16 protein-coding genes are annotated in these 22,695 nt (G+C 64.6%); 12 read left to right on the forward strand and 4 right to left on the reverse strand.

All coding sequences use genetic code 11. The annotated features are described in order from the left end of the window. Window position 1: 1 nt before the first annotated feature. Genes ACAM55_RS03180 through ACAM55_RS03195 form a run of 4 tightly spaced genes read left to right on the forward strand, consistent with a single transcriptional unit; the run spans window position 2 to window position 3,266 of the window. On the forward strand, window positions 2-1,120 hold the full coding sequence (locus ACAM55_RS03180) for an NAD(P)/FAD-dependent oxidoreductase (RefSeq protein ID WP_369654630.1): 1,119 nt from the start codon (window positions 2-4) through the stop codon (window positions 1,118-1,120). Then, window positions 1,104-1,421: a (2Fe-2S)-binding protein gene (locus tag ACAM55_RS03185; RefSeq protein ID WP_369654631.1), complete on the forward strand. Its 318-nt coding sequence runs from the start codon at window positions 1,104-1,106 to the stop codon at window positions 1,419-1,421. Before ACAM55_RS03180 ends, ACAM55_RS03185 begins: the two co-directional genes overlap by 17 nt. Continuing rightward, the gene (locus tag ACAM55_RS03190; RefSeq protein WP_369654632.1) at window positions 1,418-2,926 is read left to right on the forward strand and encodes an FAD-dependent oxidoreductase; all 1,509 of its coding nucleotides are present in this window, start codon (window positions 1,418-1,420) and stop codon (window positions 2,924-2,926) included. The genes ACAM55_RS03185 and ACAM55_RS03190 overlap by 4 nt, the downstream gene beginning before the upstream one ends. Then, window positions 2,898-3,266 carry a RidA family protein gene (locus ACAM55_RS03195; protein WP_369654633.1) on the forward strand — a complete coding sequence of 123 codons (369 nt, stop codon included), beginning with the start codon at window positions 2,898-2,900 and terminating at the stop codon, window positions 3,264-3,266. Before ACAM55_RS03190 ends, ACAM55_RS03195 begins: the two co-directional genes overlap by 29 nt. Before the next feature lie 276 nt (window positions 3,267-3,542). Here the strand turns inward: ACAM55_RS03195 and ACAM55_RS03200 are convergent, their stop codons facing one another. The 3 genes from ACAM55_RS03200 to ACAM55_RS03210 all read right to left on the reverse strand — a co-directional run bounded on the left by ACAM55_RS03200 (window position 3,543) and on the right by ACAM55_RS03210 (window position 8,452). After that, window positions 3,543-6,833: a DEAD/DEAH box helicase gene (locus ACAM55_RS03200; RefSeq protein WP_369654634.1), complete on the reverse strand. Its 3,291-nt coding sequence runs from the start codon at window positions 6,831-6,833 to the stop codon at window positions 3,543-3,545. Between the two features lie 18 nt (window positions 6,834-6,851). Next, window positions 6,852-7,622, reverse strand: coding sequence for a hypothetical protein (locus ACAM55_RS03205; RefSeq protein ID WP_369654635.1), 771 nt, complete (start codon window positions 7,620-7,622; stop codon window positions 6,852-6,854). Window positions 7,623-7,999: 377 nt separating this feature from the next. After that, window positions 8,000-8,452 carry a hypothetical protein gene (locus ACAM55_RS03210; protein ID WP_369654636.1) on the reverse strand — a complete coding sequence of 151 codons (453 nt, stop codon included), beginning with the start codon at window positions 8,450-8,452 and terminating at the stop codon, window positions 8,000-8,002. A 110-nt stretch (window positions 8,453-8,562) separates the two neighbouring features. On the opposite strand from ACAM55_RS03210, the gene ACAM55_RS03215 reads away from it, so the two are divergent. From ACAM55_RS03215 to ACAM55_RS03250, 8 genes are all read left to right on the forward strand, one after another. Further along, on the forward strand, window positions 8,563-9,690 hold the full coding sequence (locus ACAM55_RS03215; RefSeq protein WP_369654637.1) for a VWA domain-containing protein: 1,128 nt from the start codon (window positions 8,563-8,565) through the stop codon (window positions 9,688-9,690). Beyond that, complete coding sequence (locus tag ACAM55_RS03220; protein WP_369654638.1) at window positions 9,690-11,759, forward strand: SWIM zinc finger family protein; 2,070 nt, start codon at window positions 9,690-9,692, stop codon at window positions 11,757-11,759. The genes ACAM55_RS03215 and ACAM55_RS03220 overlap by 1 nt, the downstream gene beginning before the upstream one ends. 94 nt (window positions 11,760-11,853) lie before the next feature. Continuing rightward, window positions 11,854-15,681: a DUF4132 domain-containing protein gene (locus ACAM55_RS03225; protein ID WP_369654639.1), complete on the forward strand. Its 3,828-nt coding sequence runs from the start codon at window positions 11,854-11,856 to the stop codon at window positions 15,679-15,681. 43 nt (window positions 15,682-15,724) lie between these two features. After that, the gene (locus tag ACAM55_RS03230) at window positions 15,725-16,846 is read left to right on the forward strand and encodes an AAA family ATPase (protein ID WP_369654640.1); all 1,122 of its coding nucleotides are present in this window, start codon (window positions 15,725-15,727) and stop codon (window positions 16,844-16,846) included. Further along, window positions 16,837-19,413, forward strand: coding sequence for a DUF5682 family protein (locus tag ACAM55_RS03235; RefSeq protein WP_369654641.1), 2,577 nt, complete (start codon window positions 16,837-16,839; stop codon window positions 19,411-19,413). The genes ACAM55_RS03230 and ACAM55_RS03235 overlap by 10 nt, the downstream gene beginning before the upstream one ends. A 775-nt stretch (window positions 19,414-20,188) precedes the next feature. Further along, on the forward strand, window positions 20,189-20,623 hold the full coding sequence (locus tag ACAM55_RS03240; protein WP_369654642.1) for a helix-turn-helix domain-containing protein: 435 nt from the start codon (window positions 20,189-20,191) through the stop codon (window positions 20,621-20,623). A gap of 27 nt (window positions 20,624-20,650) precedes the next feature. Then, window positions 20,651-20,926, forward strand: coding sequence for a hypothetical protein (locus ACAM55_RS03245; RefSeq protein ID WP_369654643.1), 276 nt, complete (start codon window positions 20,651-20,653; stop codon window positions 20,924-20,926). Further along, window positions 20,910-21,674 (forward strand): hypothetical protein, encoded by a 765-nt coding sequence (locus ACAM55_RS03250; protein ID WP_369654644.1) that lies wholly within the window; start codon window positions 20,910-20,912, stop codon window positions 21,672-21,674. Before ACAM55_RS03245 ends, ACAM55_RS03250 begins: the two co-directional genes overlap by 17 nt. A gap of 446 nt (window positions 21,675-22,120) precedes the next feature. Here the strand turns inward: ACAM55_RS03250 and ACAM55_RS03255 are convergent, their stop codons facing one another. Then, window positions 22,121-22,669, reverse strand: a complete 549-nt coding sequence (locus ACAM55_RS03255; RefSeq protein ID WP_369654645.1) for a DUF1003 domain-containing protein — start codon at window positions 22,667-22,669, stop codon at window positions 22,121-22,123. Between the last annotated feature and the right edge of the window lie 26 nt (window positions 22,670-22,695).

The raw sequence follows: 22,695 nt of genomic DNA on the forward strand, positions 1-22,695 counted from the left end.
CATGAGCAGTGACAGTGAATTCGACACCCTTGTCTTGGGCGGCGGAGTGGTCGGGATGTCGATAGGTTTCGGCATGGCCCGGGCCGGCGACTCGGTCTGCGTATTGGACGGAAGCGATGACTCCTTTCGTGCTTCGCGCGGCAACTTTGGCCTGGTGTGGGTGCAGAACAAGGGCCTAGGCCGACCCGGTTATGCGCGCTGGACGATGCGGTCCGCCAAGACCTGGCAGGCTCTGGCCGATGACCTATTGGCGCTCACCGGCGTGGACGTCGAGTTGCAGCAGCCGGGCGGCCTGGCGATGAGCTTCGATGAAAAAACGCTGGTCGCACATGCGCAGAAGCTCGACGCCCTGGGGCGCGAACTCGGCATCAACTACCCGTACCAGGTGCTGGACCATGACCAGCTCCACAAACTGACCCCAGCCATCGGCCCGGACGTGATCGGTGCCGTGTACTGTCCATTGGACGGCCACGTCAGCCCGCTGCGCACGCTGCGCGCCCTGGTTCAGGGCTTCCGTGCCCGCGGCGGCCGTTTGGTAAGCGGGGTGCACGTGGAGCAGATCGAATACAAGGCAGGCCAATTCACGGTGCAGGCTGGCGGCAAGACCTATGCGGCAGGACGCGTGGTGCTGGCCGCCGGCCTAGGCAACAAGGAGCTGGCGGCCCACGTGGGTCTGAACGCGCCGGTGCGGCCTGTGCGCGGCCAAATCCTGGTGACCGAGCGCATGCAGCCTTTTCTTTTCCATCCGACGCATTACGTGCGCCAGACCGGCGAGGGCGTGGTGCAGATCGGCGACTCGAAGGAAGAGGTCGGCATGGACGACGGCACCACCCACGGCGAGCTGGCCCGCATTGCGGCTCGGGCGATCCGCACCTTCCCAATGCTGGCAGACGCGAACGTGGTCCGGTCCTGGGGTGCCCTGCGTGTCATGAGCCCGGACGGCTACCCCATCTACCAACAGTCGACCCAATGTCCCGGCGCGTTCGTGGTGACTTGCCACAGCGGTATCACACTGGCCCCCGTCCACGCAGGCCCTTTGGTGGACTGGATGCGTGGCGGCGCCGAGCCGGCGGAAATCCAGGGATTCAAAGCGGAGCGCTTCGATGTTCAAACCCATTGACCTACCCGCTGCCGAGCAGCGCAAGAGCATCGTCATCCACGTCGAAGGGCGTGAGATCCAGGTCCGCGAAGGCCAGACCCTGGCCACGGCCCTGCTCGGCGCCGGCGTAGTGCATTTTCGCAGGACATCGGTTTCCGGCGCACCCCGAGCGCCGCTGTGCCTGATGGGTGTCTGCTTCGATTGCCTGGTCGAAGTGGACGGCTCGCAGAACCTGCAATCGTGCCTGGTCGAAGTGAAAAACGGTATGCAGGTGCGCCTGCCGACGGGTGCACGCCACATCAAGAACGAGGAGACGGCATGAACAGCCTGAACGCTCGCGAAACCTTGGCAGTCGCCGGGGACGGCGACGGGTTTACCCACGACCTGATCATCATCGGTGCCGGCCCGGCGGGCATGTCCGCCGCCATCACCGCCATGGAAGCCGGGCTGCGCACCATCGTGCTCGACGAGCAACTGCGCGCCGGTGGACAAATCTACCGCAACGTGTCGGTGGCGCTGCCCACCGTCGCGGCACTGCTGGGCCCCGACTATCGCCACGGCAGTGATCTGGTCGACCGGTTTGCGGCCTCGGGCGTCGAGGTGCGCCACGACACGTCGGCCTGGGACATCGGCCACGACCTGACAGTGACCGCACAGAAGGCAGGCCGGTCTTTCACCCTCCGTGCCCCGCAACTGCTGGTGGCCAACGGCGCGATGGAGCGCCCCTCTCCCATCCCGGGCTGGACCCTGCCCGGCGTGATGAACGCCGGCGCGGCACAGATTGCCCTGAAGACCGCACAGCAGGTGCCATCTGGCGCGATCGTGTTGGTCGGCAACGGGCCGCTGCTGCTGCTGGTAGCCTGCCAGCTCTTGAAAGCGGGCGCACGGGTTGCTGGCATCGTCGATACCTCGCCCGCTTCAAACCGCACACGGGCCATGCCGCATGTCGTGTCCGCACTGCGTGCACCAGGCATGCTAACCAAGGGCCTGCGCATGCTGTGGCGACTTCGGCACGCGGGCGTGCCGCATTTCAAACATGCCGAATCGGTTCGATTCGAATCTTCGTCCAACCAGCAGCGTGTCGAGACGGTCAGCTTTGTCAGCCAAGGCCGGAGTCAAAACCTGCAAGCCGACGTCGTTTTGCTGCACCACGGCGTGGTGCCCAACACGCAGATTAGCCGACTGCTTCGTGTGGAACACGTCTGGAGCGATGCCCAACTGACCTGGCACCCGGTCGTCGACGTTTGGGGAGAGACATCGCTTGCCGGGCTTCGTCTTGCCGGCGACGGCACCAGCATCGGTGGCGCGCTTGCGGCCGAGGCACGCGGCGCCATCGCGGCCTTGGGTGCGGGCGTTGCGCTTGGGAAGCTCGACGCCGCACAAGCAGAGCGCCGAGCCCATCCGTGGCGCCGGCAGTTGGCCAAACAAAGCGCCATCCGGCCGTTTCTCGATGCGCTCTACCGTCCACCCGAGTGGCTGATCGATTGCCCGGATGAAACGTTGGTCTGCCGGTGCGAAGAAGTGACGGCCGGTCGCATCCGTGAAATGGCCCGACTGGGCTGCGAAGGCCCCAACCAGACCAAGTTCTTCAGTCGCTGCGGCATGGGGCCCTGCCAGGGCCGCATGTGCAGCATCACCGTGACACAGGTTCTGGCCAAGGCACTGGACCGCGCACCTCAGGAGGTGGGCGCATATCGGGTCCGAGCGCCGCTCAAACCCGTCCGCCTGGCCTCTCTTGCCGCGCTGGCGCATGCCGAACCCACTGCAGCCACTCTAAAACATCCGCAAAGATATAAACATGTCGGACATCCAACGCCATCACTCTAACGCCCGCATTAGCAAGATCGTGACCCACGGCGGGCTTGCTTACCTCAGCGGTCAGACCGCGAAAGGCAGCGCTGTCGCCGAGGCCGGCATCAAGGAACAAACCGCGGAAGTGCTGTCCCGCATCGACGCACTGTTGGCAGAGGTCGGCACCAATGCCAGCCGCCTACTCACCGTCACCATATACCTGCGAGAGATTGCGGATTTCGCCGGAATGAACGCGGAATGGGAAGCATGGCTTGAAGGGAACCATGCCACAGCACCGACGCGCACGACCGTGGAGGCAGCCCTCGCCACCGCCAGCCTGCTAGTCGAAATGACAGCGGTTGCGGCCTTGGCTTGAATTCGCTGCCGATAGTACCTATTCGCACACGCCCTTCGAATGCCAGCAATCGTTGCGTAGCCGCCCCTCAGGTATGCCCGCTCCAGACTGATTGCTGAAGTTCACCAATGACAGCTTCGCGGACTTTCAGTCCTGGGCAGCGAGTCCAAGGGCGATGTCGTGGGGCGTCTTGCCAGGCCGCCAGCAGAAACCTCGACTTGAACCACCGGTAGCCACAGGCCCTACTTGCTGCGCGTTGCCGCAACTGGAGACTTAGCCCTTCCCGATACTCAGGGCTTATGGCGCGCTCCAAGATGTCCAGCCTTCCTTGACGCGGTTTCGCAATGTCTTCCAGTCCTCATTCGGCTGCGCCGCTGCCGTCCAGAACTCGCATACACCCCAGGTCTCATGTGATGCGATGCGAGCGCCAGACCGCCCGATGACTTGGTAGAGCGCTAGCTTCTCGAGCGTGTCCAGTCCGTCTCGAACACATCCACTTAGGCGTTCAAGGGTCAGCCATGACTCAACGATGGCCTCGCTCGCGCGGCGGACCAATTCTGGAAGTGATGCGATGTATGCGATGTCCGGGAGGACCCGCATGACGAAGTCCCGGCTGTTCTCACACTTATTTAGCTTCGTCAGGGAAGCGTTAAAAACCTTCTCCATGGCCGTGAACGGCTTCCCGGCAACCCATGCTTCGAGGAGCGGTAGAAGTCTTGGAATGGCAAATGCCCCTCGCTCCTCCGGCGTCGTCAGCGCAGCAAATTTTCTGCCGAACAAGGTTTCAAGCCCTTCCTGACGAGTCATCTCAATAAAGGCCCTCGGTTCCGACTTCAGCCAATCGAAGAGCCATCGAATCCAACCATTTACTGAAGTGTCACTCGGCGGTGACTGAAGATATTTTTCCAACGAGCGAAGCGTGGAAGCCTGAATGCCGAACTTCGCTGCGAGCGCATTCGACCAATCAGAATCTTCATCCGGGTCTGCAAGCTTCTTTTTGGCCGCGATTGCCGCATCTACGCGAGACTCCAGCCAATTCTGGTCACCGGACAGACCTTTCAGGTATGCGTTGAAGGTTCGAGCCAATATTGCGCGAGACTTAGTCTCAGTCTCTTCATCCGATTCGCCGACAGGAAGGCGTCGAAGCAGATAGTCGGCTGCAACGTGATTCTCCTCATGCGAGTGGATTGAGTCGAGAATAGGCGCGAGCGGGTCCTCGATCGCGAGGCATTGGTCCGATTGAGAAAAAATTTCCTTAAGGCTCGTCCAATGGTCATGGATGAGGCCGACCGAATCGTCGAAGAAGACCACTTGGCTTGGGATGACAAGAACGAACCCATACGAGCTCTCGCCGGCTCGTCCTGCTCTACCTGCGGCGTTCAGTAGCTCGTGGGCCTGCAGACGTTCGAGTTGGTTGTTTGCCGCGTCGAAACGGCTGTCGCCTGCAATCAGAACAATCTGGCTAGGAAGATTCATTCCCTGCGCAAGCGTCGACGTCGCGGCCAACACATGGATGCCGTCTTTGCGACGATACAGCGATTCGTGCAGATGCCGCTCCGCAGGTAGAAGCCGGGCGTGGTGCGGTAGCGCCGATGAAGTCACTTCCTTTTTGGAGGAAACATCAATGTATAAGCTTTCTGCGCAGCCAACTTCCTGCAAGGCAAGGTCAAGAAGTTGATTCTCCTCAGTGCTCAACTGGATTGCGTTCTTGCCCAGTCGCTCCCTGGTGTACTCGGCAGTGCTGTTCGCGTTAACTGTCGTCTGACAGAAGATGAGGGTCTTAAGCACCCGAGAGGAACTGTGGTCGACGGCGGCAGATCCAATGGCCGACGCAACGTTGTTCGCGTTGGGCGTCAGTTTCCAATACTTGCTGAGCGCCAATTGAACCGGCCGGTCAAGCAAGGGAAGCAGTGCGTAGTCGACGCGGTTCGTCGTGTCCCAAGTCTGCTTCAGACCGAAGAAGCCTTGTGGCCGAGCCAGCATTTTTCGCTTTGCTTTTTCAGGGGGCGCGATGGTCGTCGCAGAGGCCTTCAATGACCTCGCGAGGGTGGTCAGTGCGTCGACCTCGGAGCGCGGATACACCAGGCAGCCGCGCACCTGTCGAGTCGGCTTCCAACTCATGGAGAGTGCAAGACACTGTCGATTCATGATGCTCTGGAGCCATCCAGCAATTTGAGTTGCGTTGCTCATCATGGCCGACAGCATCAGCATGTCGGCCTTCGGAGCTAGCTCCACGGCATTGAGCACGCAGAGCATGGAATCGACGGCACGTTTCCCCCGCTCTGTGTCGATGGCATGCAGTAGGTGGCACTCGTCAAAGACGATGAGGCCAACGTTCTCGAATAGTCTCGGTTCGAAGCCCATCAGAGCGAGACATCGCTCCGGCGTCATGACAGTGATTGGAGGAAGACGGACAGCGTCGAATCCGAATGGGTCGTCGCTCGCGTACTCGCGTTCAACATCCGCGTCCGGAAACGCTGTGTCTAGGACTCGCGCCGTTTGGTCTACGAGTGATAGCGTAGGAGCCAGAAACACAACATCCAGCTGCCTGCTGAGTGTGGCAAGTAGTTTCAGTTCAGATAGCGTTGACTTCCCTGCTCCGGTTGGGAAGCTGATTGCAGCGGATGTTCCAACGTCTAGGTAGCCGCTTCGAATGGCGTCGATGTGGTTCGGCCAAAGGTACGGGCGACGGCGCGAAATATGGCGAACTCCCTGCCTCCACCTAGCTGAGTCGCTGCCGTTGGGCGGGCTGAGATTGGCAACACTAGCCTGCGGAAAGTCCCCGGCGAGAATCTTGAGCAACACAGCTAGATGCCGCGGCCCAGCAAGAACCCGAACTATCGTTTGACCTTCATACGGGCTACCGACTGTTCGACTGCAAAGAGCCTCTACTCTCGCGAACTCCTCCTTGCTACTCGAATCCGCGTCGCCAAGCATCTCGGCTGCTAGCGCGGCGAGCGCGTTGTTAATCAGGTGGTACAGCGCATCAATCGCCCGCTCGATGCTCTGGTGACCATCACTAGCTGTACTTGCGAACTCAGACTGCGGCTGAATGTTGGCGAGTTCGCCTTTGGCAAATCGGCGGATTGCGGCCAAGAGCGAAGCCCGATGGGGATTAGACTGAGAGAGGTCTTCTTCAATCTCTCCGGCCATCTCGGCGGCATCAGCACTCGCTCCAGCAATCATGAAGAGCACAGTCGCTGACACCTCAGGCGAAACGCAATCCAGCTCAAGGCGGGAGGCCACCTTTTCCCCAAGGATACGTTCTGCTTGCAGGAGAACGTAGTGCGCGGTACCCGCGACGAAAGCCGCCGAGCGACGATCTTCGCGAGATGGGCTCACCGAGATGAGAGCTTCTTGAGTGCTTGCAAGCTCCCTGAGGAACTTCATCTCTTTGGCGACGTTTGAAAGCGTCTCTGCTCTTGATTCATCCCCTTGGTCGGCTTGCGTGGCTAGGTCACGCAGCCGCATGCGCGCAGCCACGATGGTTGTATATATCCTGGTGAACTCTTTCGAGAGCTGGTTGTTATCCAGTCCATCAAGAACAGGAGCGTGCCGAATCAGTTCTTCGGTAGAAGGGTCAAACATCAAAAAGCACTCCCGAAATTAGAACGTGGCAACTTGAGCTATTGCTTTGGCGGCTAAATTCGCCATCCACGCTCTAACATCGTTGACCACGAAAACTTCTGCCCTTCGACGGTCGCTGTTCCCCTGAACCTTCGTGTCGTAGTCCTTAAAGAGACTCTTTCGAGAAGCTGGTGTGCTCTTGCTTGCGGTAATACTGATGCGATAGCGCCTGGTCGTATTCCAAGAAATCTTGTTGACGGCTGCAGCCGGGTTCGGGTGATGGGCCACTGCCAAAATTCCAGAGGCTTGTTGCGTGATTCTGTTTACTCCATGTCCCGACTCAAACTTGACGAACTCGGGCCAAACATCGTCTCGAACTGTGTCTCTCGGATTCTCGGTCGCCTTGTCCTCGAAAATAATCGTCGCCACGACGTTTTGCGACCCATCAAGCAATATTTCGAGGCCGTCGAGGCCCTTCTCGGCGTGAATCAGGTGCGGAAGCGCAATGAGAGCGCCTGGCCTGTGCACATGGGCCGCAAGCCACGACATAACCTGGAACATCCACCCATCTCGGTGCCAGGGGTCTGCGCCCTTCTGGGTAAGGAGTTCCACAGCGTCTAACTTCGCCGCGTCGTTTGTTAGTGGATTCCCTGCGGGGTTGACCGCGTGAAGAATCTCAGCAACGTGAAATGCTTGACCAATGGCCACCCACGCAATCCACTTTGCAAGGACATCCTCGTCAGGCACTTCCCAGGTATTGCCGGTCCACAGCGAGTCCGTCGTTCCGAACGGAGTTAGATTGATTGGCAAACGACCTCCCCATTGCGTTTGATTTTGTAAGCTAGTCTATAGCGTGCCGGGGACACGAGGCGGGAGGCAGGGGCGCCGGCTTCAACTCGCGCGGTGCGCTTTTGCCATGGTGAACCACTTCGGATTTCCTGGACGACTGTAAAAAATGGGCGGGCCTGCAACTTGCACGTTGAATGGCAGCTAACGGGCGCCGAATTAGTGCAAGCGCAAGACCGCACCCGCTGCGTAGCCGCCCCTCAGGTATGCCCGCTCCAGACTGCTTGCGGTTCTTAAGCCACGACGCCTGACCGTCGCAATCGGGCCCGAACGAGACATTCCGGGCGCTCCAAAGCAGCCGCACGGCGAGCCGCAACTAACGCTCGCTCGACAGTCCACGGCTACCCAAGGGAGATGCCCTTGCCCACCATGCATTTGTTGAACGCGTAAAGAGCCGGCATCTCGCCTTGATAGCGGACGTTGTTTTGCACGCGACCGGAAATGGAGCCTTTGGTCATCGAGCCATCTGAACATTGTGGGGGTGGGACGGCTCGGCCGACCTGCACACAAGCTTCGATGGCAGCTTTCAGGGTGGCGATTTCCTGTGGGCCCCAACGCTGTTGGTGACGGCGGCACGCTCGGCGCCTTTGTCGCTTGCGTTGCCTGCATTGTTTCAATGGCAGCAACGCGGTCGTACATGCCCGTTGCTGCCGCCGCTCCCGCAAATCGAAGATCACTGTGTCGCCGCCGACTTCCGCGGCCTGGTATCGGCCGTCGGGCGAGGTGAATGCGTAGCCCGCCACTTGCCCGGACAGATGGGCGATCAGTGCAACGGACGGATGAAACCTGGTCATGAAGAAGAGACGAGGAAGGCGTGAGCATGACACGCGCTGCCGTCTGATAAGCTGCCGGCGCTCCTCTCCCCCGACTGTTCCTTCCACCCGTCCTTGCGAACGCATTGCGCATGTCGTCCGAAGAAACCCTGCGCCGCTGGCGCCTGATCCTCGGCCGCTATGCGGCGCAACCCCTGTCGCAAACGCAGTTCTCGGCGGGCGACTGGAGGCTCGACCAGGCCCTCGAATATCTCTACGGCCGTGAATACGAAGGCCGCGGCCTGGCCAGGCCCAATGGCGGGCCGGGTTCGCTCGACCCGAGCCAGTTGCGAGCGGTCGACTGGCTCAACCGCTCGCGGAGTCTCTTTCCACAAGAGGTGTTCGAGCGCATGCAGACGCAGGCGATCGATCGCTACCAGCTGACCGACCTGCTCTCCGACCCGGCGGTGCTGCGCTCGCTCGACGCCACGCCCGGCCTCGCCAAGGCGCTGCTGGGCATGCGCGGGCGGCTGTCGGGCCAGATGCGCGACGCGGTGCGCGAGGTGATCCAGAAAACCGTCGACGAGATCACGCGCAAGCTCAGGAACGACTTTGTCAACGCGCTCGTCGGCCGGCGCAACCGCATGCGGCGCTCGCACATCAAGAGCGCGCAGAACTTCGATGCGCGCGCCACCATCGCGGCCAACCTGAAGCACTACGACGTGGAGCGCAGGCAACTCGTCATCGAGCATCCGCGCTTCAATGCGCGCGTGAAGCGCAACCTGCCCTGGGACGTGGTGCTTTGCGTCGACCAGAGCGGCTCGATGATGGATTCGGTGATCTACAGCGCCGTCATCGCAGGCATCATGAGCTCTCTGCCCGCGGTGCGAGTGAAGCTGGTGGTGTTCGACACCAGCGTGGTCGACTTCACGCACCTGGCGCACGATCCGGTCGAGGTGCTGCTCACGGTGCAGCTCGGCGGCGGCACAGACATCGGCCGTGCGGTGGCGTATTGCGAGTCGCTGGTAGGCAACCCGCAACGCACGGTGTTTGCACTCATCAGCGATTTCATGGAAGGCGCCGCGCCCGGGCCGCTCCTGGCCGCGGTGCAGCGCATGGCACAGTCGCGCGTCAAGCTGCTCGGGCTGGCCGCGCTGGACGAATCGGCCAACCCCGTGTACGACCGGCAAATGGCGCAGCGCCTGGCCGACAAGGGCATGCACGTTGCGGCCCTCACGCCCACGCATTTCGCGCAGTGGCTCGCGGAAGTGATGAACTGATGGCCTGGTACGACGGCTATCGCGCCTACGACGACGACACACTGGCCACGCTCGCCAACCCTGGCTTGCTTCGGCGCGCCGCAAAGGACGTGGAGGCGGGCAAGATCGCATGGGCAGAGCAGGGCACCGAAGCCGGGGTGGTGACGGCCGACGGCCAGCGCGTGCAGCTCGATGCACGCGGCCCGCAGCAGGCGCGCTGCGACTGCCCGGCACCGGGCATCTGCAAGCACATACTTGGCGCGGCGCTGTGGCTGCGTGCATTGGAGCCGGCCGCGCCAGGCAGCCCAGCCGGCGCGCCTTCAGACGAGCAGCAAGACAGACAGGCACCGCCCAGTACCGACCCGCTCGTGGAAATCCTCGCGCTCGATGCCGCGGCGCTTTTCAAGGCCGCGGGCGCGGCTGCCGTGCGCCGCGCCGCAGCCGCCGCCAGCAGCGGCGTCGAATGGCGGGTGCAGGGCGGCGCGCTCGTCATGGACTTGCCCGAGCTCGGCGCCTCCTGCCGCTGGGTGGCGGGCGCGGGCTATGCGGGCATGGTGTCCGAGGTGCCTGCCGCGGAACGCAAGGCGGTGCACCTGATCGCCATCGCCGCGCTGCGCACCGCGCACGGGCAGCCCTTCGCATGGCCCGAGAGCGCGCGGCCCGCGCCGGTCGAAGACACCGCGCGCCTGGGCGAGCGGGAGCGTGCGTTCCTGCTGCAGGTGGAGTCGATGCTGGAAGAGCTGCTGACAGGCGGCCTCTCGCACGTGAGCGAGTTGACGTCGGCGCGCCTCCTGGCACTCAACATGTCCGCGCGCGGCGAGGGCTTGCCGCGCCTGGCCGCCTTGCTGCGCAACCTTGGCGGCACGGTCGACCTGCTGGTGCGGCGCGACCACCGCGCCGAGGAGCGCGACGCCTTCGCGCTCATGGCGCGCATCCATGCGCTGTGCGCTGCGCTCGCGCGGGCCGAGGGTGAACTCGCCGTGGCACTGCGCGGCCGGCTCAAGCGCGACTTCGACGAATCGGCCGCACTCGACCTGCTGCCGCTCGGTGCGCACTGGTGGCAGACGCGCGGCGGCGCGCGCGGGCTCACCGTGGCGTTCTGGGATTTGGCGGGTGCGCGCGTGCTGCAGGCCTCGCTCGCACGGCCCGACGGAAGCGACACCGCCTTCACGCGCAGCGGCGCATGGTCCGCAAACGCGCTGTGGTCCGGCGCGGGCGCCGCGCAGAGCGTGTGCGAAGCGGTCCTGCGCCTCGAGCAACCTCGCCTCGCCGAAGACGGCCGGCTGGCGCTCGGCGGCGCCACGCGTGCCCAGCCCCTGCCTGCGTGGGCGGCCGACGACCCGCGCCTGAAGTCGATCGGCTGCGGCAATTGGTCCGAACTTGGCGAGCGCCTGCGCGCCGCCACCGGCCTTGCGGCCGAGCCTTTCGATGCAGTGCTGCTGCGGCCTTCGGACACGCGTCCGCCCGTGCTCGACGAAACACAGCAGCGCCTCGACTGGCTGGTGCAGGACGATGCGGGCCAATGGCTGCGGCTTGGCATCCCCGTCGGCCCGGAGCACCGGCAGCGCGTCGACAACCTCGACCGCCTCACCGCGCGCCGTGCCCCAGTGCATGCGGTGCTGGTGCGCATCGAGCGCTCTGCCGCGAGCACCGAACTGATGCCCGTGGCCGTGCTGAGCAGCAACGCGAAGAAGGCGCTGCAGGCGGTGTCGCTCGACTTTGCCGACGAGGCCGCGCGCACCACTTCGCTCGCCAACCGCATCCTGCGCATGCTCGAGGCACGGCAGCAGCAGCGGCAGGCGGCGCCCGTGGGTGCGCCCACGCTGGCGGCGCGCCTGCTCGCTCCAGTGACAGAAGTGACCGAGACGCAGGCCGCCACCGGGCGCATGGCATTGACCGCGGCGCAGCAGCAGCGCCTGCACGATGCACTCGACCGCGCGGGATCTGTCGGCCTGGAGGTGTTGTCGAGTGCGCTGCGCACGCACCTCGCTGCGCCGGCCGCGGTGCCGTTGTTGAAGCTGGGCTTTCTGTGCCAGTTGCTTGGCGAGCTCGACGGCTTGCCGGAGCAAAGGAAAGCGCAGCCGGCTTAGAACCTTTGGCTTCGGTTGTTTCTGCAGGCCGCGAACTGGCCGAAGCGTCACGTCCAACTGCCAAAATCAGCGCCCAGGAGAACAAGGAGAACGCATGGGATTTCTGGACAAGATCTTGGGCGCCGTCACGGGCAGCGCCGGCACCGCAGCCGCCAACGGCTTGACGCGCGAGCAGGCGCAGCTGTTGAAGCAGGCCTTCGAGCCGCTCGAAAAAGCAGGCAAGGAGCTGCCCCAAAAGGGCGCCGCGTTCCTGGTCGACGGCACGCAGGAAACCGTGCTGCTCGACCTGCAGGCTGCCAAGTCCTTCGAGCCAGGGCAACTGCTCGGAGCCCCCGGCCGCCTGCGTTGGGGTTTCAGCAACTACCAGAACAAGGCGCTGGAGAAGATCGGCAACCAGAGCCTCGAGCAGCGCGGCCGCTTCTACGCCAGCGTGGATGCCAGTGCTCCTGCGCTCGACGTGCTGGTGCGACTGGGCAAGCTGCTTGCTGCAGCCGACGGCGGACAGTCGCTCGAGCATCCCGGCGCGCCGGTGCCCGACTGGCTTCAGTACCTCATCAACGACGCGGTGTTCGCGAGCTTCAACAAGAGCAGCTCCAGCAACGCTGCCGAGCGCGATCTCGCCAAGCACCGGCCCGCGTGGACCGTGCATCTCATTGCAGCCTTGCTCGCGCACGAAGGACTCGATCCGCATATCGCCTTGCAAGAGGTCTTTGAGCGCAAGGGACTGGACAGCTGGTACCACGACCGGCTCGACGGCCTGGTCGAGGCCCCTGCCGTCGCCGACTACATGCGCAGCCAGCGCGGTGCCACCGAGGCGTTGCCCGCAAAGCTGTCGGCTGCGGGCCGCGTTCTGCTGGCCAGGCGCATCGGCAAGGACAAGGCGCTTTTGAACGACTTTGCGCCGCTGTTCCTGCGCCTGGCCATCGACGGCAGCAAGACGGTGCGCGCCGAGGCGACGCCGCACCTCGAGGGCATTGCCGAGGCGCAGCGGCTCGAACTCCTGGGGCAACTGCTGAAAGACGGCGACACCACCCAGCGCACGCAGGCCGCCGAACTGCTTGCGCGCCTGCCGGGTGACGCCGCGCGCGCGTTGCTCGACGTGGCGGCCGGCACCGAGACCAGCAAGGCCGTGCAGCAGGCCATCCGCTCGGCCATGTCGCGGCTCGACGCCGCGGGCGACGCGGGCGAGCTCGAATTGCCCGAGCCGCCGGCCTGGCAACCCTTCGAGGACATTCCGCTTGGTGAAGAGGCGGTGCAGTTGCTCATTGCCAACCGCATCGAGCTGCTCGAGAAGAACCGCGTCGCGGCCGAGGCCGAGATCGAGGAGAACAAGGCCTCCAAGCAGACCTACAGGTACAAGTGGCGCCAGGACAACTACGCCGCCCACAAGAAGCTCACCGACGAGGACATGCGCGTGGCCGTGCGCATGCTCAATGGACAGGGCAGCAAGAACGACCAGAACCGCGCGAAGAACGGCCAGCTGCAGCAGGTCGTGGGTTTCGGCAATCGCCTGCAGTCGATGCCGGGGTTCGGCATGCCGCACCTGATCCGTTGGCTGGCCGTGTCGCGCCACTGGACCAGCTTCTGGTTCGACGACGGCTTTCACAAGTGGCTCGGCCGCCAGCCCGTGGGCTCGGTCGACCTGCGCGCGCTGGCCGAGTTGCTCAAGCGCTCAGGCATGCCGATCGACGATGTGGCGCACACCGCGCTCTACCAATATTGGAACCAGGCCTCGGCGGTCGACGTTCTGCCGGCCGACCGCGTGTGGCCCTTCTTCGCGGAGCACCCCGAGTACATCGACGAAGGTCTGGGCCTTGTCGCGCCGCCAAAGCGCGAAGGCCGCCAGACCCAGCTCGACCTGAACGCCACGCTGCGCACGCTGGCGGTCTTTCCGACCGTGCAGGCACGTTGGCTGCCGCGGGTCATGGAATTGGCGCTCGGCGAAGGCAAGACGCACCGCGCAGCCGCGCAGAAGGCACTGTCGATGCTGCCCGACATCGGCCGGCGCGTGGTCGAGTCGCTCGGCTCCACCAAGAGCGAGGTGCGCATCGAGGCCGCCAACTGGCTGGCCGAGCTCAAGTACGCCGATGCCGTGCCTGCCATTACCAAGGCGCTCGAGAAGGAAACCCGCGAGACCGTGCGCGCGGCCTACCTCACGGCGCTCGAGGCACTGGGCGACGACATCTCCGCCCGCCTTGCACCGGCGATTCTTCTGGCCGAGGCCAGGAAAGGCCTGAAGGCCAAGCCCCCGGCGGGCCTTGCGTGGTTCTCTCTCGACGCGCTGCCCGCCTGCAAATGGCTGGACGGCAGCCCGGTAGAACCCGAGATCGTGCGCTGGTGGGTGGTGCTCGCCTGCAAGCTCAAGGAGCCGGGCGGCAACGCGCTGCTCACGCGCTACCTCGGCCTGCTCGATGCAGCCAGCCGCCAGGCCGTCGGCAGCCTGGTGCTGCGCCAGTTCATTGCACACGACACCCGCCACCCCACGCTCGACGAAGGCATTGCGCATGCCAACGCCCATGCGCCGCAGCGCTACCAGGGCAACCAGCAGCGCTACCAGAACGCGAAGGCCGAGCACAAGCAGTACTACGAAGCCGACTTCCAGAAGACGCAGGAGCAGGTCTTCGAGGAGTGCAAGCGCGAGAAGATGAGCGAATACCTCGGCAGCGCGATTGGCGAGAAAGGCACTCTTGCCCTGACCGCCCATGCGCCGGGGCACGAGGTCGTCACGCTGCTGCAGCAGTACATGCGCGACCATTACCAGCGCCGCTCGCAGATCGAAGCCATGCTCGAAGGCGTGGCACCGGGCAACGACCCGGTGGTGATCCAGCTGCTGCTGGGCATATCGCGCCGCTATCGCACTGCCTCTGTCCAGGAGAAGGCGCGCGCGCTGGTGCAGCAGATTGCCGACCGCAACGGCTGGACGCAGGACCAGCTGGCCGACCGCACCATTCCCACCGCGGGCCTGGACGACACCGGCAAGCTCGAGCTCGCGTACGGCGACCGCATCTTCACCGTGGTGCTCGACGCCGCGATGAAGCCCGAACTGCGCAACCCAGAAGGCAAGATCGTCAAAGCCCTGCCCGAGCCGCGCCAGAACGACGACCCCGTGCTCATCAAGGATGCGAAGGCCCAGTTTTCGACCAGCAAGAAAGAGCTCAAGCAGGTCATCGACCTGCAGACCGCGCGCCTGTTCGAAGCCATGTGCACCGGCCGTATCTGGCCGCAGGCCGAGTGGCGCGAATACCTGCACCGGCACCCGATTGCCGGGCGGCTGATACAGCGGCTCGTGTGGCTGGAGCTGGACGCCGAGGGCCAGGTGCGCGGCAGCTTCCGGCCCACCGAGGACGGCAGCCTGATCGACACGCAGGACGACGAGGTCGAGCTTGCGGCCGACAGCCAGCTGCGCCTGGGCCACGCTTCGCTGGTCGACGAAGGCACGGCGGCCGCGTGGAACAGGCACTTCAAGGACTACAAACTGGTGCCGCTCTTCGCGCAGATGACGCGCAAGCCGCCGGCGGTCGCGTTCATCGACGACAAGGGCCAGCCGGTGAGCGAAATCAACGACCGGTTGGGCTGGATCAGCGACACCTTCACGCTGCGCGGCAGCTTTGCCAAGCTCGGCTACCAGCGCGCGCAAGCCGAGGACGGCGGCTTCTTCTACCAGTACACCAAGGAGTTTTCGTCGGCCGGCGTGCGCGTGGCCATCGAGTTCTCGGGCAACACCCTGCCGGAAGAGAACGTGCCCGCGGCGCTCAAGACGCTGGGCTTCGAGGACATGAAGACCCGCGGCTACAGCGACCGGGCGCTGCCGCTGTCGAGCGTGCCGCCAGTGCTCCTGGCAGAGGCCTATGCCGACTACCTGGCCATTGCCCAGGCCTGCGCCGGGTTCGACGCGGGCTGGGAAAAGAAGATGCCGTGGTAAGCCCGCCGCGCCGACCCACAGAAAAACCAGCAGCAACATCATCATGAGCACCGGCACATCACCGTCTTCTTCCCCCGCGACCCAGGCCGTGCGCCTTGCCCCCGAGGCGCGCTATGCGGACGAGCTCGCGCGGCTGCATGCGGCCGACACCGATGCGCGGCCCACCGGATGGAAGCTCTCGCCGCGCGCGGTGCGGCGCTTCATCCTCGGCGACGAGAAGCTGCAGGTGAGCCGCAAGTTCTACGGCGACGATCCGCTGGTCGACCGCGCCATCGTGACGCTCATGGGCCACCAGGGCCTCATGCTGGTGGGCGAGCCGGGCACCGCGAAGTCGCTGCTCTCGGAGCTGCTTGCAGCCGCCGTCAGCGGTGATTCGGGCCTTACGGTGCAGGGCACCGCCGGCACCACCGAAGACCACATCAAGTACAGCTGGAACTACGCACTGCTGCTGGCCGAGGGGCCGAGCCAGCGGGCGCTGGTGCCTTCTGCGCTCTACCAGGCCATGCGTGCGGGCAAGCTGGTGCGCTTCGAGGAAATCACGCGCTGCCCGCCCGAGATCCAGGACGTGCTGATTTCGTTGATGAGCGACAAGCAACTCATGATTCCAGAGCTGGGCGACGATGCCCGGCTCTATGCACAGCGCGGCTTCAACATCATTGCCACGGCCAACCTGCGCGACCGCGGCGTGCACGAGATGTCGTCCGCATTGAAGCGTCGGTTCAACTTCGAAACGGTAAAGCCCATCCGGGACCATTCGTTCGAAGTCGAACTGGTGATGGCCCAGCTGAAGCGCGAACTCGAAGGCGGCGGCGAGTCGCCGGTCGATGTGCCGCGCGACGTGGTGGCGCTGCTGGTTACCACCTTCCAGGAGTTGCGCGCGGGCCAGACGCAGGACGGCACCGCCATCAAGGGCCTCGATGCCGTGATGTCCACGGCCGAGGCCGTGAACGTGGCTTATGCGGCGGCCCTGCAGGCGCGCCATTTCAACGGCGGCCGGCTCACCGTGCGCGAGGTCGCGGGCCAGCTGCAAGGCGTTGTTCTGAAGGACAGCACCGACGATGTGAAGCGCGTGCGCCACTACTTCGACACCGTCGTGCGCGAACGCGGCAAGCGCGACGCGCAATGGAAGACCTTTCACGACGCGGCACGTGCGCTGTGGCAGTAGTTGCGGAAGCCGGCAGCGTTCTGCCTGCGGGGCTGGAGGCCGCGCGTGGCCGGCTGTTCGGCGAGGACGGCGAGGGCGTGTTCTTCGTGCCCGTGAGGCACCACAGCCCGGCCTGTGCATTCGCATTGAGGGCGCTGCTGCGCGAGGTCAGGCCGGCGGCTGTGCTGATTGAAGGACCGGACGACCTGAACGCACTGCTGCCGCTGCTGCAGCACCCGCAAACCACCGCCCCCGTTGCATGGCTGTGCCAAAGCACCCGGCAGGTTCCGGTCGATGACCCCGACTCGGAAGAGAAGACGCGCACGGAATCGCGCACGTCGTTCTTTCCGTTTTGCGACTACAGCCCGGAGTGGATTGCGGTGCGCGAAGGCGCGGCGCTCGGCGCGCGCCTGGGGCTGATCGATCTTCCCTGGAGCGACAAGGCCTGGCATCGCGACGAAGGCGACGAGGGTGAGGGCGACGAAGGCGATGCCCGCGACGCAGCGCGCAGCCTGATGGAAGAGCGCCATTTCGCGCACAGCCGCTACCTCAACGCCATGGCCGCCCAGCTCGGCTGCGTCGACCACCAGGAGCTGTGGGACCGCCTGTTCGAACTGCGCACGTCGGCCGCTCTCGGCCACTGGCGCGCCTTCTTTTCCGACGTGTTCAGCTGGTGCGCGATGGCGCGGCTCGACTACGAGCCCGAGGTGCTCGAGGCCGAGCTGAGCTTGCCGCGGGAGCGCCACATGGCGGCGCACATCCGTCGCTGGCGCAACGAGGTCGAGGGGCCGATCGTGGTCGTCACCGGCGGCTTTCACACGCTCGAGCTGGTCAACCAGTGGCAAAAGGCCAAGCCCTCGAAGGCGCCCGCCGGCAAGGACGCACCCGACAACGCATGGCTGATCCGCTACAGCTTCGAGCGGCTCGACGCGCTCAACGGCTATGCCTCGGGCATGCCGTCGCCCGGCTATTACCAGCAGGTGTGGGAACGCCTCGAGGCCGGCGAGGCCGACCCCTTCACCGCAGTGGCGCTCGACAGCCTGACCCGCTTTGCGCGCCAGACCCGCGCGCAGGACGATGCCGATGCGGTGTCTACAGCACTGGTGCAGGCCGCCGCCGCGCAGGCCATGCGGCTCGCGGCGCTGCGCGGCAATGCCGGTCCGGGCCGGCAAGACCTGCTCGATGCAATCCGCTCCTGCTTCATCAAAGGCGCCATCGACGAAGGCACGCGCGGCTTTACCGCCGACCTGCGCAACTTTTTGAGCGGCACGCGCATCGGCGACGTGCCGCCCTCGGCAGGCTCGCCGCCGCTGATCGAGGACGCGCGCAGGCTCGCCCGCCAGGCCGGCGTGCGGCTGGACGACAGCACCGCGCGCATAGCGCGGCTGGATCTTTATCGCAAGCCTTCGCACCGCGAGCGCAGCCGCTTCTTCCATGCCATGACATACCTCGACACGGGGCTCGGCACCTGGCTCGCGGGGCCGGATTTTCTTGGCAATAGCCGTTTGCATTTGCTGTTCGAAGAGTGGCGCGCCGCCTGGTCGCCGCTGGTGGAGGCGCGGCTGATTGAACTGGCGGCCGATGGCGCAAGCGTGGAGGCCGTCTGCATGGTCAAGCTGCGCAAGGAAGAGATCGCGCTGTCCGACGAGGGCCGCGGACGCAGCGCGAGCGCGGCCGTGGCGCTGTTGCTGCGCGCCTGCATGGTCGGGCTGCAGTCGCGCCTGCCCCAGCTGCTCTCGATGCTTTCCACTCACCTCGACGAAGATGCCTCGCTCGGCTCGGTGGTCGAGTGCGGGCATCGGCTCGTCACGCTCTGGCGTGCGCGGGAGCCGCTGGGCGTGCAGCAGCATCCACAGCTGCGCAGCCTGCTGGAGCGTGTGTGGCCCGCGGCGCTGTTCCTGCTGCCCGATGTGGGCGGCTGCCCAGAAGAAGGTGAGGCGGGCGCGGTGAAGCAACTGCTTTCACTGCGCGAGCTTGGGCGCCTGCTGGCCTCGCTGCAAGGCGAACTGGGAGAAGCCGGTGACGGTGCCATCGACCTCGACCTGCTGCGTACGCAACTCGAACGATTCGCGACCGGTGCGTCGGCCGCGCCCGCGGTGGCCGGCGCTGCTTCGGCCCTGCTGTACCTCGATGGACACTGGGACGAGAACGCACTCGACACCGTGGTGCGGCAACGCTTCGGCGCGGGCGCAGAGCCGCGCGAGGCGGTACGTTTTCTCAACGGGGTGATGGCCGCGGCGCCTGAACTGCTGCTGCGCCTGCCCGCGCTGCTCGAAGGCCTCGACGGCCTGGTGCAGGGCTGGGACGCCGAGGCTTTCGTGGCGCATCTGCCCGATCTGCGGCAGGCCTTCACGCGCCTCAAGCCGCAAGAGACGTCCGACCTGGCCGGCCGTATTGCCGCGCTGCATGGCATGGGCGAAACAGAGGGCCAGGCGCTCTACCAGATGCACTACGAAACCACCGAACAAGACCTGCACGAAGGCGCGCAACTGCAGCTCGCGCTGGCGGAGTGCATGCGCCGCGACGGGCTTGCCGCGTGGCTGGCGGCCCCAGAGCACAAGAAGAACAACATCGAAAGCGCGACATGACCATCGATCTCCAGACGCGGCGTTGTGCATGTAGAGCCTTGGCGCCCGGAATGCCGCCGTTGTTCATCCAAAGCGGGGCGTTCATCGTTCGCTGAACAAGGCTATTCTGGTGAACAACTTGCATTTTTTCACTCAAGGTCCGATGCATTTCGCCAGGTTCGGGCATGGCTTGACCACCTTGGCCTTTGAAGCACCGCCCGAGCCGGCCTGTCCTTCTCCGTGCGTTTCGCGTTGGCTTTTTGCCGGATTGATCCGGCATGCTGCGTTGCTACAAGAAACTCATGCCATCGACCGCCGAATTGGGCTGTGATCCCACAGTTTGCCCCGGGGTCGGGCCCGTCCGATGGCGAACTACTGATGTGCGACAAGCCGGCTTGAGCGGACGTCGGCGCGGTCAGTCGAAGCTGGCGCAAAGCGGCTCTCGCGCTGGCGGAGTGCATGCGCCGCGACGGGCTTGCCGCGTGGCTGGCGGCCCCAGAGCACAAGAAGAACAACATCGAAAGCGCGACATGACCATCGATCTCCAGACGCTCAAGTGCGGCGAATGCGGCAGCAGCGCGCTCAAACGCCCCTCTTGGGGGGCATGGCCACCAGACTGGTGGCCGCAGGATCCGGCCGTTGAATGAAGGCGCCCGCTGACAAGCGTGCCATCTCCTTTCCGGCACCCGTCAGTTGCGAATATTGCGTTTAGTGCGTATATTTCGTTTGAGGCGCCGGCGTAGCGCCAGCTATGAAAGGACCCAGCATGACCCGGATACTCGACCCAGCCAGCGAAATGGAAGCGGAAATGGCCGGTGCGGCGACGGCGTGCCTGGTTGCGGCTCTGGACCACTCCAATGCAAAAGCCGTCAAGGTGACCATCGAAGTGGAGGGGGACAGCACGGGTGAAGCCCCAGTGCTGCTCCTGCCTCCGCGTGCCTTGCACTTCCTTGCCGACGTGTTGCGCCAGATGGCCAAGCGCGAGCCGATGATGCTCGTCCCGCAGAAGCTGGAACTCACGACGCAGCAGGCTGCGGCACTTCTGAATGTGTCGCGCCCCTTCGTGATCAAGGAGATCGAGGCTGGCCGGCTGAAGTGCCGGCTGATCAACCGGCACCGCCGCATCGAGTTCGAAGAACTCATGCGCTACAAGGACGAGCAGAAGCAGCGGTCGGCCGGCGCCCTCAAACGATTGAACGACCTCTCCCAGGAGATGGGCGAGGAGCTGTGAGTGGCAGGAAGCGCTCGGTACACAGCGGTGCTCGACGCCAACGTCCTGTATCCGGCGTTGCTGCGCGACGTGCTGCTCAGCCTGGCCGACGCGGACCTCTACAGCGCGAAATGGTCCGTCCACATCCGCGATGAGTGGACGAGCAGCTTGTTGCGGGACCGGCCCGGCATGGGAGTCCGGATTGCCGCTGCTGCGCAAGCCATGGAGGACGCGAGGGCTTGTTCGAGCCCAGCCAGAGCGCTGCGAGCGCAGAATGCCCCAGCCACCATCCCCCATGGAGGTTCCCATGAAGTACGACCGTGAGCTGCTCTTGCTCGGCACGAAGCGAAACGAGGTCCTCGATCTTCACGAAGTTCAGCAGTACGGCCTGGACAGCTACGACGATGCCGATTACGTTTCACTCTACGGCTTGGCACCGGCCGATTGGTTCGCCAGGGGTATTCGTGTTCTCGGACGCACTGCCGTCGAGTGCACGCGCGACCGCCTGGCCACCGCGATCGCTACTGATGTCGGGTTCGCCGCGGCTGGCGCCCAGGCCGGTTCGCATCTTGTGATCGACCCTATCGCCGGCTCAGGCAACACGCTGTACTGGCTGCTGCGGCATCTGCCCGGGGTGGTCGGCGTCGCCTTCGAGAACGACGACTCGGTCTTCAAACTCACGTCCAGCAATATGGCACTGCTGGGCCTGCCGATACGCGTTCTTGACATCGACTTCGAACACGGTCTTGAGCATATCGCCGCTGCCCAAGACCAGTTGGTGGTTGCGTTCATCGCGCCGCCGTGGGGTCGCGCACTGGATCCAGAAACGGGTCTCGACCTGAGCCGCACTGAGCCACCTGTGGAAATGATCGTGGATCGCCTTGTCAGCCGTTTTCAGCACGCCAAGCTGCTTTGCGTCGTTCAGGTCCATGAACGCTTGAAGCCCGCACCTGTCGCGCAGGTCGCCTCGCGATTCGATTGGACCGGGTCGAAGACGTACGACTTCAACCGGCCGGGGCAAAACCATGGCATCTTCCTCGGAAGCAAGCGCTGGACGCCGACTCAGGCATGACGAGGGTTCGCAGAACCTGATGCGCCTGCACGTCGGAGCAGGGGCGGCAGGGAAGGGCAGGCAGAATGCGGCCGGCAGCGGAAAAGGCCACAAGCGGGTGCTCACGACCGACTGGTCCGGGGTTCGCATCTTCGGGCCGCACCCGTTGAGGTGGAACTCGGACTTCATTGAAGCCCCGTGTCGGGCGCCACGAAGCAGGTGCCACAAAGGGCAGTGGCGACACGCGCTCGGAGCGAGACCGGATTCAGGTTCGGCCGATGCGGCTGCCATGTGATGCTCCTATTCAGCCCAGTGCAGCCCCCGGGGTTCGCCCCGGCGTCGCGCCTGTGACTTCCGCTATGGCTGGTGAAGAAGGAACCCGACCGCCTGTTGCACGACGCGGTGGCTCGCCAGACCTGCCCGTCGTACGACTCAACGTGGCGTGGAAGCCGCGGCCGTAGCGCGACTCAGGTCGGGCGTGCCGACAGCCCTTCGATCCGCCGGGTCAGGGCGTGCACCGCGTCGGTCAGCGCCAGCAGTTCGCGTTCCTTCAGGAGGTCGATCTTCTCGTGCAGTAGTTCGATCTCCAACTCCGCCTTGACATTGATCTCGTAGTCGGTTTCGGCGTGGCGCCGGTCCTGCTCGGACTGCCGGTTCTGGCTCATCATGATTGCCGGCGCGGTGTAGGCCGCCTGGAACGACAGGAGCAGGTTTAGAAGGATGAACGGATACGGGTCCCAAGCGCCGTTCCCGGTCATCGCGTTGCCGACGATCCACAGCACGATGGCCGTGCTCTGGAAGATGATGAAGCGCCACGACCCTACGGTCGCGGCCACCGCGTCGGCCAGGCGTTGACTGCGAGACGGTTCGCCTGGAAGGAAATGCTCGGGAGCCGTCGGCGGCTTGGCCGATTTGGCTTGCCGGTGGGCGCGTCGCTGCTTGCGAAGCGACTCCAGCCGAAGCCGATCTTCAGCTGCCAGGGTCATCGCATTTTGGGTGAGGTGTTTGTCGTTCATACGGGCTCCGATGGTGAAGTCAAGGG

Source organism: Variovorax sp. V213, from assembly GCF_041154455.1.
Lineage (GTDB): Bacteria > Pseudomonadota > Gammaproteobacteria > Burkholderiales > Burkholderiaceae_C > Variovorax.